The sequence below is a fragment of the Lentibacillus saliphilus genome (assembly GCF_019093865.1).
In the GTDB taxonomy this organism is placed as follows: Bacteria; Bacillota; Bacilli; order Bacillales; family Amphibacillaceae; genus Lentibacillus_B; species Lentibacillus_B saliphilus.
Genome location: NZ_JABJXD010000004.1, coordinates 19,286 through 35,777, shown reverse-complemented (window position 1 = coordinate 35,777; position 16,492 = coordinate 19,286). Strand labels below are relative to the sequence as shown.

Here is a 16,492-nt window from a genome sequence, read left to right as displayed (position 1 = left end):
TGTTACGATATTTCAACGGTTACTTGCTCCAGGTTACTCGTGTATGTAAAATCATCTGGACCTGAAATTGATACATCCAATGTATGTGTCCCGGTATCTAAACCATCAACATCAACTGTGACATTAAAGTCTGCTTTTGTCAGTATTGCGATGTCTCGTTGATTTCCAGTCACTGTAATATTTACAACAGGTTGATTCGGTTGAACAAAAGCAACGTCCTGCCCTTCACGTACATTCACAGCATTAATGGAAATATCCTCAAAGGCTTTTGTTTGTTCAAGCTCCAGATCAATCTCAATCGTATTTCCATTAGGAACCTGAACCCCTTCAGGGAGGTCCAGATTCACTTCAAATGTTCCAGATTCATTCCTATCACTCAAATCGATTGGTTCTGTTTGAATAGCATCAATCGTTTCTAGAATATTGCTCGTTGCAAAAATCTCAACTTCCTGCGTGCTCGATTCGATCGAAGTAAGCTCAAAGCCTTCAGGTAGCTCACCCGTCGTTTCAACTGTGACTGGGACTGTTTTGCTTGGATTATCGACTTCCACTGACACATTAACGTTCCCCGGCTCTATGTTAACCCTGAGTTCATTTCCTTGACTATCATATACATTAACAGGTACTTCCCTATTCGTTATAGACTGCTCAATGCCGCCTACATCAACGAACACCTTTACAATGGCTATTTGTTCAATGACTGTTTTAGAGCTCGTAATAACAACAGTCTCAGGGTCTGTTGTTACCTCGCCAAGCTCATAGCCTTGTGGGAGCTTGTCCTCATTTATAAAGTCAATGCTAACAGGAAATTCCTTCGTTGCACGTTGCTCAATTGTGACATCAATCGTTTTTGGCTCGATAAATATAGACAAATCACCTGGTATATTGTCATATTCGATGTCAACTGTATGATCTCCTTCTTTCTTACCACGGAGGTCAACGTACACATCAAAATTGCGTTGTTTGACCGCTTTCGTTACGGCACTCTTTGACCCTTCAAGGGTTGCATTGACAAACTCAGGAACACCACTTACGACATAATTGTCATCATCGATCCGTATACCGACAGGCACATCGGTGACGGTTTCTGTTTCCGTTGAACCACCGAAAAAGCGTAGATCTGTGTCATTTGGATTTTCCTCCACACTCACAAATATATACAGGGAAATGGCAAATGCCAGTGAGAGCGCACGAACAAACCATTTGCTCCTAAACCACTTATCCATTCTTTTTCCCCCTCCAGTTCCATGCCCGCGAATCAGAGCTCGCAAGCTTCATGGATAGGTTTTCACTTAAAAACAATCTGAAGGCGTCTATATCGAGGTTTCTGTGCAGCTCGCCATTCTTTGTACAGGAAATGTGACCGGTTTCCTCCGATACTACAATAGTAAGTGCATCTGTCACTTCACTTATCCCCATCGCTGCTCTGTGCCGTGTCCCGAGCTCCTTTGAGATGAAGGGACTTTCAGATAGCGGCAAATAACAGGCTGCGGCCGTAATTTCATCCCGTTTTATAATGACTGCTCCGTCATGCAGCGGCGTATTAGGTGTAAAAATATTCGTTAGCAATTGATGTGTTAATTTACCATTAATCGCTATCCCTGTCTCGGCGTAATCGCCAACACCCGTCTCTCGTTCAATCGTTATTAAAGCGCCTATTCGTCGTTTAGCCATATACTTACATGATTCAACAATTGATTCTATAATTTCTTCAAGCATTTCTTCTTCTGATTTAGAGCTTCTCGCAAATATATTTCCCCGTCCTAATTGCTCTAAAGCTCGACGTAATTCGGGCTGGAACAGAATAACAATTACGATAAAGCCCCACGATATCGCTTCAGCTGTAAAATACTGTATCGTCGGTAAGTCAAAGATGATGCTGAGAAGTCTAACTGCAAAGACGACCACAATACCTTTTAGCAGTTGAATCGCCTTTGTACCTCTAATCAGCATGATCAATTTATATAAAACATACCAGACGAGAGTAATATCTACAGCGATTTTTATGATATCAAGCAGGTCTATTCCCCCATCAAGCATGTTTTCACGTCCCTTGGCATCAATAATCCCCGCTAAATTTTAGGGGGTCATTCACATATTATATCACATTTTAAACAAAAAAATGAATGATGACGTGACGTGAAATTTGTAAAACTTTCAAAACAGGAGAAAATAATAAAGCCGGATACGCACTTCTTATCCGGCATCAATTTATATAAATGGTCGCTATTCAGACGGGTCCCCTACAGACATAATACCTTGTGCCAACTGCTTAACATGGTACCACATCCACTCAAATACTTGATCAATCTCTTCAAACTCTCCGTTAATCTCTCCAACGGATGCCATTAGGCCCTCACCCTCTATTGGGGGATCACTGTTTATGAGCTCACCGTTAATGATCGTCACATTGCCATCAACTTTTCCTTTGATTTTGAGCTTGCCATTTTTAACGACAAGGTCGCCATTCACCGTTACGCCTTCAGGTACGATGACTGTATCACCTTTTATGAGCAGATTATCCTGTTTTGATACGACCAGCTCTTGATCTTTGTTCCATTCAGAAAACATACCGCCAAACATTAAAATGAAGAAAATGGCTGCAGCCGTCAATACCGGATGTGCCTTAAACCAGCGCATATATTTATGACGTTTCCTCTCAGCTGGCAGCTTTTGCATGACACCCGATACAAAGTTTGTTGGTGCGTTCACCTTCCAAGCGTTTTGACCTTGCAAAAGTGTGATTGTCCGTTTAAGCTCATGAAAATGCTTCTGACAGTCCTCACACTTCTCCAGATGCTCGCTTAATGCGGTTTGTTCTTTATTCGTTAACTCACCATCTAAATGTTTATGCATGAGCTCTATGACTTCTTTTTCGCAATTCATCTGGACCACACTCCTTTACACATGACGAAGTTTCTCCCGCAAAATTTCCCGACCTCTATGAATACGCGTTTTAACAGTACCAAGTGGAACATCAAGAATGTCACTAATTTCTTTCAATGAAAACTCCTCAAGGTATCTTAACGTAATCGTACTTCGATAATGCGGTGGAAGCTCAGCAATCACACGCTGTATTTCATCCTGCAGCTCCAGATTTTCAACTTCTTTTTGTGGAAGTGGATCATCGTTTGCAAGCTGAGAATACATATTAAGCCCTTCAGCTCCCTTTATTTCAGCATCCAAATAATAATCTGGCTTGCGCTTCCTTAGCCTATCTATTGTTAAATTCGTTGCAATACGATAGAGCCATGTCGAGAACTTTCGATGTTCATCAAAAGAATGAATGTTTACATAAGCACGTATGAACGCTTCCTGGGCAACATCTTCTGCCTCATGTGCATTTCCCAGCATCCGATAACAATGATGATAGATCTTATGCTGAAAAAAAGCTACGACATCTTCAAATGCAGCTTGATCCCCTTTTTTTACTTGTATTATTTTCTCTCTTATCATTAAGTCCATCTAATATCCTCCGCTCAGTATGCGGTACTTGTAATACGATAAGGCTATTAAAAAGGTTTCATATAACAAAATATAAATATTAATTTCAAGTGATGTGTTTGTATTGTCTTTTTTAAGTATATAATTTAATATGAGTAGTATCAAGATGAGAGGATGTATGGTGGATATGTCTTCGCTCGCAAAAAAAATCGCTTTAACACGTCAAGAAATGATTGCGTTAAGTACAAAATACGGCATAGATTCTCCGTTTGTTCTGGAAGCAAGCGAGAGACTTGACGTCTTGCTAAACGAATATCACAAACAAAATGCTTCGACCCGAAATAAACATGTAGCAATAAATATGAATAGTGACTCAGTTTGGCAAGTATAATCATAACAACATGAACATAATAAACACAACGCATTACAAAAAATCCGAACCGATTCGTATGATGATTCAATCATAATGAATGGCGTTCGGATCTTTTTTCTTAATCCCTTTTTAGGAATCAATTATTTAAGTTTTTCTCCAAACAGTGACCCGACCAACCCGACAGCTAATGTAGCGGTTTTATTTTTTTCATCAAGTATCGGATTAACTTCAACAAATTCAGCTGATGTGATGATATTTGCTTCCGCAAGCATTTCCATCGCAAGATGACTTTCTCTATATGTGAGCCCACCAAGGACGGGTGTCCCAACCCCAGGTGCTTCAGACGGATCCAAACCATCCAGATCTAGGCTTAAATGAACCCCATCTGTACGCGCCTTTAAATAATTGATCGTTTCCGTCATAACGTGTGGCATCCCCATACGATCAATTTCATGCATTGTATAAACCTTGATGCCTTTATCCTTTATAAGCGTCTTTTCTTCAGGGTCAAGATCTCTCGCCCCAATGATGACAATATTTTCGGGCTTTACTTTTGGTGCATAGCCCATCACCTGGGTGAGCTTCTCATGACCAATTCCTAGACTAACAGCGAGTGGCATTCCATGTATATTGCCAGAAGGAGACGTATCAGCTGTATTCAAATCACCGTGGGCATCATACCAGATCAGACCTAGATTCTCATAATGTCTTGATATCCCAGCAAGACTCCCAATAGCAATGCTATGATCACCACCTAAAACGAGCGGAAAATGACCTGTTTCTATTTCTTGGTTCACATGCTTTGCTAAACGCTCATTTGCTTCCGTGATTTGATCTAAATTCCGTAAATTATGCGGATTCGCGCTGCTGCTACTATCTTGATCAGGACGCTGGATTGGAAGATCTCCTCTGTCATACACCTTGTAGTTTAGCGCTTTCAATTGTTCGATAATTCCAGCATACCGCATAGCACTTGGTCCCATATCAACCCCACGTCTTAATTGCCCCAAGTCCATCGGCATGCCGAGTAAAGAAATATCTTTCGTATGCATGTGTATGCCCCCCTTTGCTTAATAAAACAGTCGAGCATGAATCATACTAAATGATTAGTTCTCATTACAATCCTTCGTCACTGCGGCTCCTTGTGGCGCCATTCGGAGCGATAGCGGCTCTATCCCCACTGATGTCCAACGTTCTTCTAGTCTATCAACCTGGTCATGCGTTGTCATGACAGCAATGCCACAATCGCCTCCACCAGCTCCAGAGGATTTTCCAGCTCCGCCACAACGCTCAGCTATATCACACAACGTTTTTAAGACGTCCGTTTCAATATCGACTCCGGCTTCCATACCAACACGTGCAAGTGCGTGTCTATTTTTTTTAATGCCAGCTTGCATAAGTGGTATATCATTTACCTTCGCACCTTGAATAAACTGAGCAACAGCCGTCTTACTGTCTAATAAAAATTGCTCATATGCTTCCAAATCAGTTACTTTAAGCTTTAAAATGTTTTTCACAAGTTGTCCAGTTGATGCAGGTGTTCCTGTCCAGCCAATGGCCATATGAGCATGTTCAGGTAATCGGAAAGGTTTTATCGATAAATATTCCCAGTTCATGTTAACAAGCTCTATTAATGATTGAGTCGTTCGATTAGCCTCTCTCAGCCACTCGGCCTGAAAAGACGTATACTCAATAAAGCCACCATAGGCTGAGGCCGCAACGTCCGCCCCTGAGCCATTACCTTGAGTGTTAACATGTGTAATGGCTGCTAGCTTAAATACGAGCATTGGCTCAGGTGGATGAGGAAGATAAGCTGTTAGAATAGCGGATATAATAGATGTTACAACAGCTGCACTTGATCCGAGACCGTATTTTCGACCAGATGCATCATCAAGTTCACTCCGAATAGCGATGTGCATTGGTTTAATTGGTATATTAAGCTCGTCTAAATAACGACATGCCACATCTAATGCATTGGACGTATACAATACGCGCTCGTCTTTCGATTCAATAAAAGCGTGACCATCCTTATACTGCCACCGCAAGTTATCTAAAGAAAAATTTTCTAGCGTAATCGTATATTCTGATGCTTCATTGAGGGTTGTATAAACGAAGCGATCGACAGCCATAACGACGAGTTTATAGTTCGGTTCAAGCACTGCAAACTCACCTGCTATCATGAGCTTTCCTGGTGTTTTTATAGTCAATGGCATGTTTGACAAGTTGTTCATCCCCTATTATAGGTAAGTGATGCCCTCTCCTGGACGACTCAGAATGACATCAGCAACGCCAGGCAATTCCCGAAGCGTCTGTTCCACTTTGTATTCATATTCAGGTAAATAAAGTACTTTTACATTTGGTCCAGCATCAATGGTGAAGTATGCCGGTATGCCTATTTGGCGCATTTGTCGAACAGTCTCCATCACTTGTACCGTCAAATGATTCCAGTAAGTAAACGGCGGAATTGCTCCAAGCGTTGTTGCATGCATACGCAAGCAATTCGCTTCTGCAATAGCGCCCAGCTTTTCAAAATCACGATGACGTATCCCATCTTTAATATCTATTAAATCTTGGGGGATCCCGTCAAGCCAGCCTTGATAAAACAGTGACGTGTCAACAGTCCGCTTCATACCTTCACGACTTGAAACATCTTTCTCCGTTGCATTCAACACTACAGCAGCCACTCTGACATCCCAATGATGAGCAGGCGCAACCGGTACGGCATATGAATCCGACCCATCAGCCTTCATCCCCATTTGCCATTCAACGAAACCACCATAAATAGAACGACAAGCAGAGCCTGAGCCTTGCCGTGTAAGCTGTGATAGCGCTTCTTCTGTCATCGTTTCACCTAATGCTCTCGTAGATGCCGCAGCGAGTGCCGCAAATCCCGATGCAGAAGACGCAAAGCCAGCAGCTGTCGGAACCGCATTTGTTGATCGGATATCCGCATACAGATCTTGTTTACCAAACTGCTGTCGTACTAAGTCGAGGAATTTTGTTACGCGATTATATGCCTCTCCAGAGACAACCGTATCATTCAAGTAAAAGACATCCCTCAACAAATCATTACGAAAATGAACTGTCGTCTTCGTGTAAAAACCATCAAGCGTTAAAGAAAGACTGTTGTTTGTTGGTAAAATCAGTCTTTCATCACGCTTCCCCCAATATTTAATCAAGGCAATATTTGTATGCGCCTTTGCGGTCGCTTTCATACGTATCCCCTTTTCTTATGTCCATTGAGCAGCTCAACAATATGACTTAATCTTGGTCATGTTTTTTCAAAGAAAATGACCAAACTGCTGCCGCCCCTAGTTTCTTCAACTTCTCAGAAATTTGTACGGAATGGAGTTCGTTTTTAGCCAATGCTATAATACATCCACCATTCCCTCCACCGGTTAATTTAGCACCAAGGGCGCCTTCTTGCCGGGCAAAATAAATCAAGCGATTCAACCCTGCGTCACTCACACCAAGTGCTTCTAATTCTTTCTGGGCTTCATTTAAAAGATGTCCCAAAAATTGCTTCCCTGCCTTCTCCATTGCGTGCTTTGCCTGATGCGTCAATTCCCCTATCCGATCTAACTTCACTTGAAATTTTTTCGGGGCAGACTTGAGGAGCCGTGCAACAGACTCAACTGATTGACGGGTATCCCCTACTCGACCAGAGTCAGCAACAATAAAATGAAAATCGTCACTTAACTTGATATGATCAAATGGGCTTTGTTTTTCATACCAGACAGGTGTTTCCGACGTAATCGTTAACGTATCAATCCCACTAGGTGAGCCATGGGCAATCGTTTCTGCAACGTTTGCTAAATCCAATAATTCTTTTTCCGTATACGTTCTTTCCGCATATGCAAACAACGATCTTACAATTGCAATTGCGACAGACGCACTGGAACCGAGTCCTTTTCCTGGCGGGATCGACGAATTAATTCGAATAAGCAAATTTTCTTCAGGTATGTCAAGATATTTCAACGTATCAGAAATACAATTCACAATGCCGTGCAAAGATTCTGGGGCATGCTTCATCGGTCCATGATAAAAGGTACTATCAAGCTTTACGGTACCAGGAACATATTCAACAACAGACTCAACCCCAACTAACGGGAACGGGATCGCAATCGCAGGCTGTCCGTGTACAACCGCATGCTCTCCAATGAGAATCAACTTACTGTGAGCTGTCCCCGTTGCCGTTTTCTCTGTTGTTGCCGCTTTTTCCGCGCTCATCGCTTGTACGCTTCCACTAATTGTTGTGCCTTACCTACACGGATATCTTTAGCGTCAATCATTTGTTTACTAATCATATCAATCATCTCCCCTGTAGCTCCTGCTGCAATAGCAACCGAGCGAGAGTGAAGAGCCATATGCCCTTTTTGTATACCTTCTGTAACGAGTGCCTTTAATGCACCGAGATTTTGAGCGAGTCCTACTGCAACAATCACTTGAGCAAGTTCTTGTGCGGATGTCACATCAAGAATATCGAGCGCAAACTTTGACATTGGATGCACATTAATCGAGCCACCCACCGTGCCAACTGACATCGGCAATTCAAGTTCACCGACAAGATTTCCTTTTTCATCGACAGACCATGATGTCATCGAACTATAGTGTCCGTCCTTAGCAGCGTATGCATGAGCACCCGCTTCAACTGCTCGCCAGTCGTTCCCTGTCGCAATAACGACTGGATCAATCCCATTCATCGTTCCCTTATTATGCGTGACTGCTCGATATGGGTCCGAATCCGCAAATTCATAAGCCAAGACGACCCCATCACGCACCTCTTCACCAGAAAACGTCTTATCTGCAAGTAATGCAGGCGGAATGACGCATCTTGCCCGCGCAAGACAACGGTCTGGTAAATTAGATAAAATACGTAAATATACTTTTCCACCGGTTAAATCTTCAACCTTAGGTGCAAGTGACTCAACCATTGTATTTACAATATTTGCGCCCATTGCGTCACACGTATTAACATATATATGCACAACAAGCATTTTTGTATAATTAGAATCTGACGCCTCATTTAACACGCGAACGTCCATATCTTCAGCACCCCCGCCTCTAGCTACGAGACTTGGATATGCTGAATTAGCCGCTTCAATTATTGTATCTTTTGCTTTTAGTAAAGCTTGCTTGGCTATGTCCATATCGTCACAGCCAACAACTTGAATTTGGCCAATCATGACTCTATCCGTCGCTTCTGTTTGGAAACCGCCCGCTTCACGGACAATTTTAGCAATATGACTGGCAGATGCTACAACTGATGGTTCTTCAATTGCCATTGGAACGATGTATTCTTTGTCGTTGATTAAAAAATTCAACCCTAATCCAAGCGGAAGCGGGAACGTTCCAACGACATTTTCAATCATATTGTCAGCGGTATCTAATGACAACGGTTCTTCCGAAAAAAAATCGTTAGCTTTTTCCCCTGAAAATACTTGCATCTTTTTTAACAGCTGTCTGCGATCCTCTACGCTCATATTGTAAAACCCGGGAATCCTAGACGTCTTCATTAAATTCATCCTTTTGGAATATCATTTGATTTGAGTTTACATTTTTTGATCCATCTGTAAATGTTCATGAATCATTCAAACTTCATTATAAAACAAACCGCCTATGAAGTGAACGATTTTTTCTTATTATACTACATTAAACAAAACATAAATTTTGACTGTATCCATTATGTTCAAAAGTCTCAATAAATGCAAATAAACAAGGTTGCCCATTAAGTAACGACCTTGTTTATGTTTAAAATAAAATATGCAATTGGTGATGAGCCATGGAGGATTCGAACCTCCGACCCTCTGATTAAAAGTCAGATGCTCTACCGGCTGAGCTAATGGCTCGTATATTCTAGATGTTGTTACGTTTACTGAATGCCGCACTCCTCGCAGGCCTACAACCCGAGGCATGTTTCTGTTTTTAGAACAAAAAAATGGCTGGGCTACCAGGATTCGAACCTGGGAATGACGGGACCAAAACCCGTCGCCTTACCGCTTGGCTATAGCCCAACATTACTCATATAAGATATTTTTAATTGTTACCTAATAACTGTAAGATTATACATATGGTGGAGGGGGGCAGATTCGAACTGCCGAACCCTGAGGGAGCGGATTTACAGTCCGCCGCGTTTAGCCACTTCGCTACCCCTCCAAATATATGTTTTCCAACATGCTTGTTTGTATCCAGCAAAAAACATGAAGATAAAATGGTGCCGGCCAGAGGACTTGAACCCCCAACCTACTGATTACAAGTCAGTTGCTCTACCAATTGAGCTAGGCCGGCTTCTTTGGTGACCCGTACGGGATTCGAACCCGTGTTACCGCCGTGAAAGGGCGGTGTCTTAACCGCTTGACCAACGGGCCATAATGGCTTTTCAAATCAACGAATTTTATTATATACAGTTTGTATGCTTTTGTAAAGAGGTAAATGTAGTTTTCCCGAAAAATCTTTTAACTAGAGCCAAATATACCATAACAAATAGTAGCAGAGTCGCACTTTCAGATGTTAAATGACAGTGTACGAAGTGTTTTTTGTTTTTCTATATCATCATGATTAAGCATTAGAAACATATATTAATGAAAATGTATGATACTATAACGAACGCTTTTTTTGCCCTCTATAACCATTCATTCCAATAAACAAAAAAACATAATCCTTTATTTCCTAATTCATATCAGTTAAGTTATAATAAATGAAAAGTTAGTAGGAGGTCTTAATACGTATGTCAAATCTTTTAACAGGCAAAAATATCGTCGTTATGGGCGTTGCTAACCAACGAAGTATCGCTTGGGGTATAACCAAGTCTTTACATAACGCTGGGGCGAATTTAATTTTCACCAATCGCCAAGAACGATCCTATCATAAACTAAACAAGCTTTTGGAGGAAAATAACGTCACCGCAAAAATGATTGTCACTTGTGATGTCGCAAGTGATGACAGCATCACAGAAGCGTTTAAAGAGATCGGTGAAAAAGTTGGTGTCATTCATGGTGTCGTCCATTCTATTGCATTTGCCAATCGAGACGAGCTTAAAGGGGAATATGCCGACACTTCTCGAGAGGGCTTTTTACTGGCTCATGAAATTAGCTCATATTCCCTCGCAGCCGTTACAAGAGCAGCCAAGCCACTCATGACAGAGGGGGGCGCCATTGTAACCCAAACCTACCTCGGTTCTGAACGCGTGATTAAAGACTACAATATCATGGGCGTCGCTAAAGCTTCCCTTGAGGCAAGCGTCAGATACTTGGCAGAGGATGTTGGTAAATATGGCATTCGTGTCAACGCCGTATCTGCTGGGCCAATCCGTACGCTCTCAGCCAAAGGTGTTGCTGGCTTTAATGAGAAATTCTCAGTTATCGAAGAAAAAGCGCCTTTACGCAGAAATGTCGATCAGGATCAGGTCGGAGATGCGACATTATTCTTCCTGAGCGACCTTTCTCGTGGTGTAACTGGTGAAGTGATGCACGTTGATTCAGGCTACCATATTCTCGGTGGCTAAAGACAGCTATAACGCAACACCTAATAGACGCCTGGTAATTGCTCCAGGCGTCTATTCTAATATCAAAAACAGATTCTTCTGTGGGGGGAAGACGTTATGACAGCTATTTTTGGTCGCGACTCCGGCAATCCATTCATCTTGTTTGGACAGAATCATTTAATCGTGCTCGGACTGTATGTGGTTGGACTGTTGCTGCTCATCACTTATCGCAAAAAAATAATAGAGCGACCCACTGTACACCAATCAATGCGTTGGGGACTGTTTATCGTTCTGATTCTGTCAGAAGTAACATACCAACTATGGGCAGCTATTCATGATTTATGGACACCAGATGCCTACATACCACTTCATCTTTGTGGCATTGCAGGACTTGTTAGTGCTGCTGCACTCGCCACTTATCATAAAAAACTGATACAACTTGCTTATTTCATTGCATTTATCCCGGCTCTTTTAGCACTTTTAACCCCAGAATTGATTTATGATTATCCCCATTTTCGTTTTTGGAAATTTTTCTTGCATCACTTGGCGATTTCTTGGTCAGGTCTCTTTCTCGTCTTAACATCACATGTGACAATCACCTGGAAAACGATGTGGACCGCATATATAAGTTTATTAAGCTACGCAGCAGTAATCGGATTTGTCCTTAATCCAATGCTTAATGCAAACTACTTATTTTTGGCGCGCCCCACATCTGCAGACACATTATTAAGCATTCTCGGTAGTGGGGTTTGGTACTATATTAACCTGTGCACGATTGCTTTGGTCGTTTTTGCTAGTCTGGTGCTGTTTTCCAAGCTATTTAAAACACAAGAATGAATGCCTTGTATCCCAAACAAAATCTCGAATAAGCCTATTGCTGTTTGAGCATACGTCTACGAATCACAACCGTCGAAAGCCCTACTACGATACATACAACACCAACTAAGAGCCAGTTATAGATTGAGGTGGCCGTTTTCGGCAATGTTCCTTCTTCATCCTCTGGGTCTTTCTTGACATCTGTTTTATTTGATTGTTCATCTGATTCTTTTGTAGGATCCTTTTGTTCCTCTTCAGGGTTTTCTTTCTCTTTAGCTTCAACTGTAACTACAATCGACAAACGCGTTGTTTCGTCGGCGCTATCCGTTACTTCATAGACTACATCGTAAGCTCCAGGTACATCTGTATCTACATCGTTCTGGATCACCTTGAGTTCATCTGTAAGATCCCCATCCTCCGCATCGCTTGCTGTTACATCATCCAGCGGATCAAAGTCGCTCCCAACAGCAATCGTCTTGTCGTGCGCATCAATTTGCGGAGGTTCATTTTGAATTGGATTGTCACCATCAATTTCTTCAACTGTAACAGTAATTGTCTTATCATCTGTACCACCATGACTGTCTACAACTCGATAGGCTACTTGATATTGACCTGGTACATCTACATTTACATCATTCTGGATCACTTGAATATGAACTGTAATATCTCCATCCTCCGCATCGTTAGCTGTAACGCCCTCTAGCGGATCAAACGAATCTCCAACCTGAATCGTGCGATCATCCGCTGATATAACTGGTGATGTGTTTTCAACCCAATTAATTGGCTGAATAACAGTACCAGAAAATTCAAGATCGTTTTCGAGTTCGTTACTAATCATATGGCTAAATTGAAAGCTTCTTTCGGTATCGACAAAACCTATTAACCCTGCCCAAGCGATCCGTGGTTCGTTATAAACACCAGAATCACTCGGCGTAATATTACTCACTAACTGGCCATCTAAACCTGTCACCATGTTACGAATAAACATAGATGTTGTCGTTTCGAATATATTCTTTACGCCTAAAGTGATTTTTTGATTCGTAGCATCCAACCACTTTAATTGATCGGCAACATACGCCAATGGTGATAAATCGGTAATTGCGTTGTTCCGCACATTCACACCAGTCAGCTGATGATGTTGATGCAAAGCGCTCACAGATTCAATCACATTGTTCCCTGCATATAGTCGTTCAAGCTTCGTTAAGTTATTTAACGGTGATAAATCTGAGATGTTATTTGAAGATATATAAAGTATTTCTATAGAGGTTAACGGCTCCAAAGGCTCAATTGAATCAATTTCATTACGTGATACGTTGAGATGTTTTAGTTTTGTAAGATTTGCTAAGATCGAAACATCAGCAATATCGTTGTTATATACATTCAAGGATGTTAAATGGTTTAGATTCGTTATAAATGTGAGATCACTAATTGCTGACGTGTACGCATCCAGCTCCTCAAGCTGTGTCAGCTGTGCAATAGGACCGAAATCACTAATGCGATTAGCCGAAATATTTAACCGTTTTAAGTTTGTTGCATACTGAAGCCCTTCCAGATTAGTAACGTTGGTTGCACTAGCATCTAAAGCTGTCAAACTTTCTAAATCATTGATCGTAGGTTCATAGTCTTCAGGCTTACCGAGTTCGGCGTTAATCGCTTTTCTAAGCTGATCATCCGGAACGACACTCTGCACCCAGCTAATCGGTTGCTTTACTATCCCAGAAAAGTCTCCATTGTTTAATGTGTGTTCGAATTGATAGCTTCTTTCTGTATCACTATTTGTCAGGCCGTTCCACGTTACATCAGGGGATTGATACGTGCCACCATCGGACGGAGTGATTTGGTCAACTAGACTTCCAGATTCATCTGTGATCGTATTGGCAATGGTCAACGATGTGACTGATGGTTGTAGAACTTCCTCAGCTCTTGTAATCATTTGATCCTTTAAGTTCAATTCCGACAAGCCATTCACAAGATTTGTCGCATTTGAAAGGTCTTGAACCTGATTATGAGGCGCTATTACACGATTTAATTGATTTAATTGATTAAGTGGTGATAGATCAGATACATGATTATGTCCCACCGACAAGGTTGTGAGATTCGTAAAATTGCTTAATGGGCTTAAGTCACTTAAATTCGTATCCATGATCCCTAGGGATGTGACATGATTAACAGCATCTAATTGCGCTGTATTCAACTGGCGCGCATTAGATAGGTTTAATGCCGTTAAATTTGTGAGCTGCCCGAGCGATTGAATATCGGTTATAGGATTCGAGCCAACATCGAGATTTGTTAAAGTTGATATCGTGCCTAATATTGAAACATCGGCTATATTGTTAGCGTAAAGATACAATTCTTTTAGATCAGGCAAATTGGTTAATGGACTAAGGCGGGCGTCGCTAATGTTGTTAAACATTAAATTGAGTTTTGTTAATTCACCAAGATTGCCAATCTCACCAATACTCGTAATTTGATTGTTTCTTAAATTCAATTCCTCAAGCATAATTGCATGCTGCAAACCGCTTAAATTGCTTATACCTCTAACAGACGCATCAAGCGTAATAAGGGTTTGTAATTCTGCTGATGTCGGTTCATGATCTGCAGGCTTTCCCAGTTCAGCATTAATGGCTTCTCTCAACCCATCATCTGGTACAAGTGTTGTATTTGCATCTGTATTCATAATTGGTATGAGAAGCAGCATCAGGAAGGTCGCTACCACGAATGATATCAGTTTTTTCACTTTTAGCCCCCTCGTATTCATAAAAAATAATCAAATGCCTTAATTGCGATAGAATTACAAGCTTCTAGAACAAAAGCTTATTGAATCGTTTTATCCTTCCATCTTATCTAGCTGCTTTTCAGACATGTTTCCTACAATCGGCAGCTTAAACCATTTGCCTTGATACGCTTTTATCATCAAGACAATCCACAAAATAAACCCTAACGGCGTTATGAGTAGACCAATTAACCACCCGATAATCGGAATGAATGAGAGCACAATTGATAACACAAATAATGCCCCAAACGTTATGGAAGATTGCATGGCATGAAAGCGAACGAAGCGATTTTCCTTCTCAATAACGAGAAAGATAATACCCGTAATTATGCCTGCTAAATAGCAAAGCAACCCTGCTACATTCTCTTCCATACCGGTAGAACTTTTCTTCGACTCAGCTTGAGGTGCATTTTGTGTTCCCTCATTCCCTTCCTCTGATTCCCCCTTAAATACTGTTTGATCTTGATGCTCTGTTTGATTATCAGTCATCTTACGTTCCTCCTTTTAATGTGTTTTAATAGTATTTTAAACAAAAGCAAGGTTTAATTAAGCAAGGCGCAACAAACGACATTAATTCCCTTGAGACGACACTGACATGTTTAATGACTGTGCATTGTTAATAATATCCGCTGGGACAACAACATCCGCTACCTTATTAAAGTCACTGTACTCATAATAAATACGCTCTGTCGAACGGATTTCGTTACCACCGACAACCATTGTTTGCTCACTTTCCATTTTCAAGGACATCATATAATGTGTATCTTTTGAAATGGTGAGTTCGTATGTTCCACTAATATCTGTATACAAATTCGTAACGCTTTGATACGCTTTTTCGCCAACAATGTTTTTCAACGCACCAAACGCAATTTCTTTATAGTCCTCATTTGATCCAGAAAATGTGAGAGTATAATAGTTACCACCTTCTGTCATTTCAAATGATTGATGGTGACCTGCTAAATATTCGAATTGTGCATCAGTTAAGACAGACGTCACATCAGCCATTACACCTGCTTGATCCATAGAAATAGACAGCCACTGTTCATGATCTGAATCAAAAACATACATCGTATCCTCTTTCCAATACATTTCCGTTTTCGATTGACCATCTAGGCTAGACTCTGATTTCATCTCATAATGCTGCGCGAAAGGATCCAGTGACATTTCTCCTGTTAATTGAGTCGTTTCCTGCTCTGTCGTATTCAGCATATTTGTCTCAGATTCAATTTTGCCTGTTATCGCCATCCCATCTACATTTTTTAGCGCTTCAGCAACCTTCAATAAAATATCTTCAGCGCCTAAAGTTTTTTCTTCTGTTCCCTTTTCAGCGACATGCTCATTTTCAGTGTCATCGTCTTTATCCTTTTTATCGTCTTCAGCACGAGCATCTAGCTGATCATCTGTTTCCTTGCTTTTGTCTACTGCATGTTCCTCATCACCGATAGAAGGAGTGTCTTCTTCCCCACAAGCAACGAGCCCCATACACAAGAGTAAAACAAATAAGATCATGCCTCTTCGCATGAATTAAACCCTCCTTTCTAAAAAACTTAACATCCGAGGGTTAAATGGAGGTTAAGACAAAAAAAAATAAGCCAAATAGGCT

General features: G+C 41.2%; 15 protein-coding genes and 5 tRNA genes. 3 read left to right on the top strand and 17 right to left on the bottom strand.

All coding sequences use genetic code 11. The annotated features are described in order from the left end of the window. Positions 1–2: 2 nt before the first annotated feature. From HPC67_RS08395 to sigW, 4 genes are all read right to left on the bottom strand, one after another. The gene (locus tag HPC67_RS08395; protein WP_217587129.1) at positions 3–1,226 is read right to left on the bottom strand and encodes a CdaR family protein; all 1,224 of its coding nucleotides are present in this window, start codon (positions 1,224–1,226) and stop codon (positions 3–5) included. Then, entirely contained in the window at positions 1,219–2,040 is an 822-nt protein-coding gene (gene cdaA, locus HPC67_RS08390) for a diadenylate cyclase CdaA (protein ID WP_217587127.1), read from the bottom strand. The genes HPC67_RS08395 and cdaA overlap by 8 nt, the downstream gene beginning before the upstream one ends. A 186-nt stretch (positions 2,041–2,226) precedes the next feature. Beyond that, entirely contained in the window at positions 2,227–2,886 is a 660-nt protein-coding gene (locus tag HPC67_RS08385; RefSeq protein ID WP_217587126.1) for a zf-HC2 domain-containing protein, read from the bottom strand. 15 nt (positions 2,887–2,901) lie between these two features. Next, the gene (gene sigW, locus HPC67_RS08380) at positions 2,902–3,465 is read right to left on the bottom strand and encodes an RNA polymerase sigma factor SigW (protein ID WP_217587125.1); all 564 of its coding nucleotides are present in this window, start codon (positions 3,463–3,465) and stop codon (positions 2,902–2,904) included. A gap of 130 nt (positions 3,466–3,595) precedes the next feature. Here sigW and HPC67_RS15875 point away from each other — a divergent pair, with 130 nt between their 5' ends. Then, entirely contained in the window at positions 3,596–3,835 is a 240-nt protein-coding gene (locus HPC67_RS15875) for a Spo0E family sporulation regulatory protein-aspartic acid phosphatase (protein ID WP_343327824.1), read from the top strand. 122 nt (positions 3,836–3,957) lie between these two features. Here the strand turns inward: HPC67_RS15875 and rocF are convergent, their stop codons facing one another. From rocF to HPC67_RS08325, 10 genes are all read right to left on the bottom strand, one after another. Beyond that, complete coding sequence (gene rocF, locus HPC67_RS08370) at positions 3,958–4,869, bottom strand: arginase (protein ID WP_217587124.1); 912 nt, start codon at positions 4,867–4,869, stop codon at positions 3,958–3,960. A gap of 54 nt (positions 4,870–4,923) precedes the next feature. Continuing rightward, positions 4,924–6,030, bottom strand: coding sequence for a phosphomevalonate kinase (locus HPC67_RS08365; protein ID WP_246569902.1), 1,107 nt, complete (start codon positions 6,028–6,030; stop codon positions 4,924–4,926). A gap of 24 nt (positions 6,031–6,054) precedes the next feature. Continuing rightward, on the bottom strand, positions 6,055–7,032 hold the full coding sequence (gene mvaD, locus HPC67_RS08360; RefSeq protein WP_217587122.1) for a diphosphomevalonate decarboxylase: 978 nt from the start codon (positions 7,030–7,032) through the stop codon (positions 6,055–6,057). Between the two features lie 46 nt (positions 7,033–7,078). Further along, positions 7,079–8,047: a mevalonate kinase gene (gene mvk / locus HPC67_RS08355; RefSeq protein ID WP_217587121.1), complete on the bottom strand. Its 969-nt coding sequence runs from the start codon at positions 8,045–8,047 to the stop codon at positions 7,079–7,081. After that, positions 8,044–9,333: a hydroxymethylglutaryl-CoA reductase, degradative gene (locus HPC67_RS08350; protein ID WP_217587120.1), complete on the bottom strand. Its 1,290-nt coding sequence runs from the start codon at positions 9,331–9,333 to the stop codon at positions 8,044–8,046. The genes mvk and HPC67_RS08350 overlap by 4 nt, the downstream gene beginning before the upstream one ends. A gap of 260 nt (positions 9,334–9,593) precedes the next feature. Next, a tRNA-Lys gene (locus HPC67_RS08345) sits at positions 9,594–9,666 on the bottom strand. Between the two features lie 90 nt (positions 9,667–9,756). After that, positions 9,757–9,831: transfer RNA gene (locus HPC67_RS08340), tRNA-Gln, on the bottom strand. A 57-nt stretch (positions 9,832–9,888) separates the two neighbouring features. After that, a tRNA-Tyr gene (locus HPC67_RS08335) sits at positions 9,889–9,973 on the bottom strand. 56 nt (positions 9,974–10,029) lie between these two features. After that, positions 10,030–10,105 (bottom strand) — tRNA-Thr (locus HPC67_RS08330). Between the two features lie 5 nt (positions 10,106–10,110). Next, a tRNA-Glu gene (locus HPC67_RS08325) sits at positions 10,111–10,185 on the bottom strand. Between the two features lie 359 nt (positions 10,186–10,544). On the opposite strand from HPC67_RS08325, the gene fabI reads away from it, so the two are divergent. Together fabI and HPC67_RS08315 are read left to right on the top strand one after the other, a co-directional pair. After that, positions 10,545–11,321 carry an enoyl-ACP reductase FabI gene (gene fabI / locus HPC67_RS08320; RefSeq protein WP_217587119.1) on the top strand — a complete coding sequence of 259 codons (777 nt, stop codon included), beginning with the start codon at positions 10,545–10,547 and terminating at the stop codon, positions 11,319–11,321. A gap of 96 nt (positions 11,322–11,417) precedes the next feature. Further along, positions 11,418–12,137: a YwaF family protein gene (locus HPC67_RS08315; RefSeq protein WP_217587118.1), complete on the top strand. Its 720-nt coding sequence runs from the start codon at positions 11,418–11,420 to the stop codon at positions 12,135–12,137. A gap of 34 nt (positions 12,138–12,171) precedes the next feature. Here HPC67_RS08315 and HPC67_RS08310 read toward each other — a convergent pair whose 3' ends face one another. The 3 genes from HPC67_RS08310 to HPC67_RS08300 all read right to left on the bottom strand — a co-directional run bounded on the left by HPC67_RS08310 (position 12,172) and on the right by HPC67_RS08300 (position 16,410). Beyond that, positions 12,172–14,853, bottom strand: coding sequence for a leucine-rich repeat domain-containing protein (locus HPC67_RS08310; RefSeq protein ID WP_217587116.1), 2,682 nt, complete (start codon positions 14,851–14,853; stop codon positions 12,172–12,174). Positions 14,854–14,943: 90 nt separating this feature from the next. Then, positions 14,944–15,378 carry a DUF4870 domain-containing protein gene (locus HPC67_RS08305; protein ID WP_217587114.1) on the bottom strand — a complete coding sequence of 145 codons (435 nt, stop codon included), beginning with the start codon at positions 15,376–15,378 and terminating at the stop codon, positions 14,944–14,946. Between the two features lie 81 nt (positions 15,379–15,459). After that, positions 15,460–16,410 (bottom strand): DUF6612 family protein, encoded by a 951-nt coding sequence (locus tag HPC67_RS08300; RefSeq protein ID WP_217587112.1) that lies wholly within the window; start codon positions 16,408–16,410, stop codon positions 15,460–15,462. Positions 16,411–16,492 lie beyond the last annotated feature (82 nt).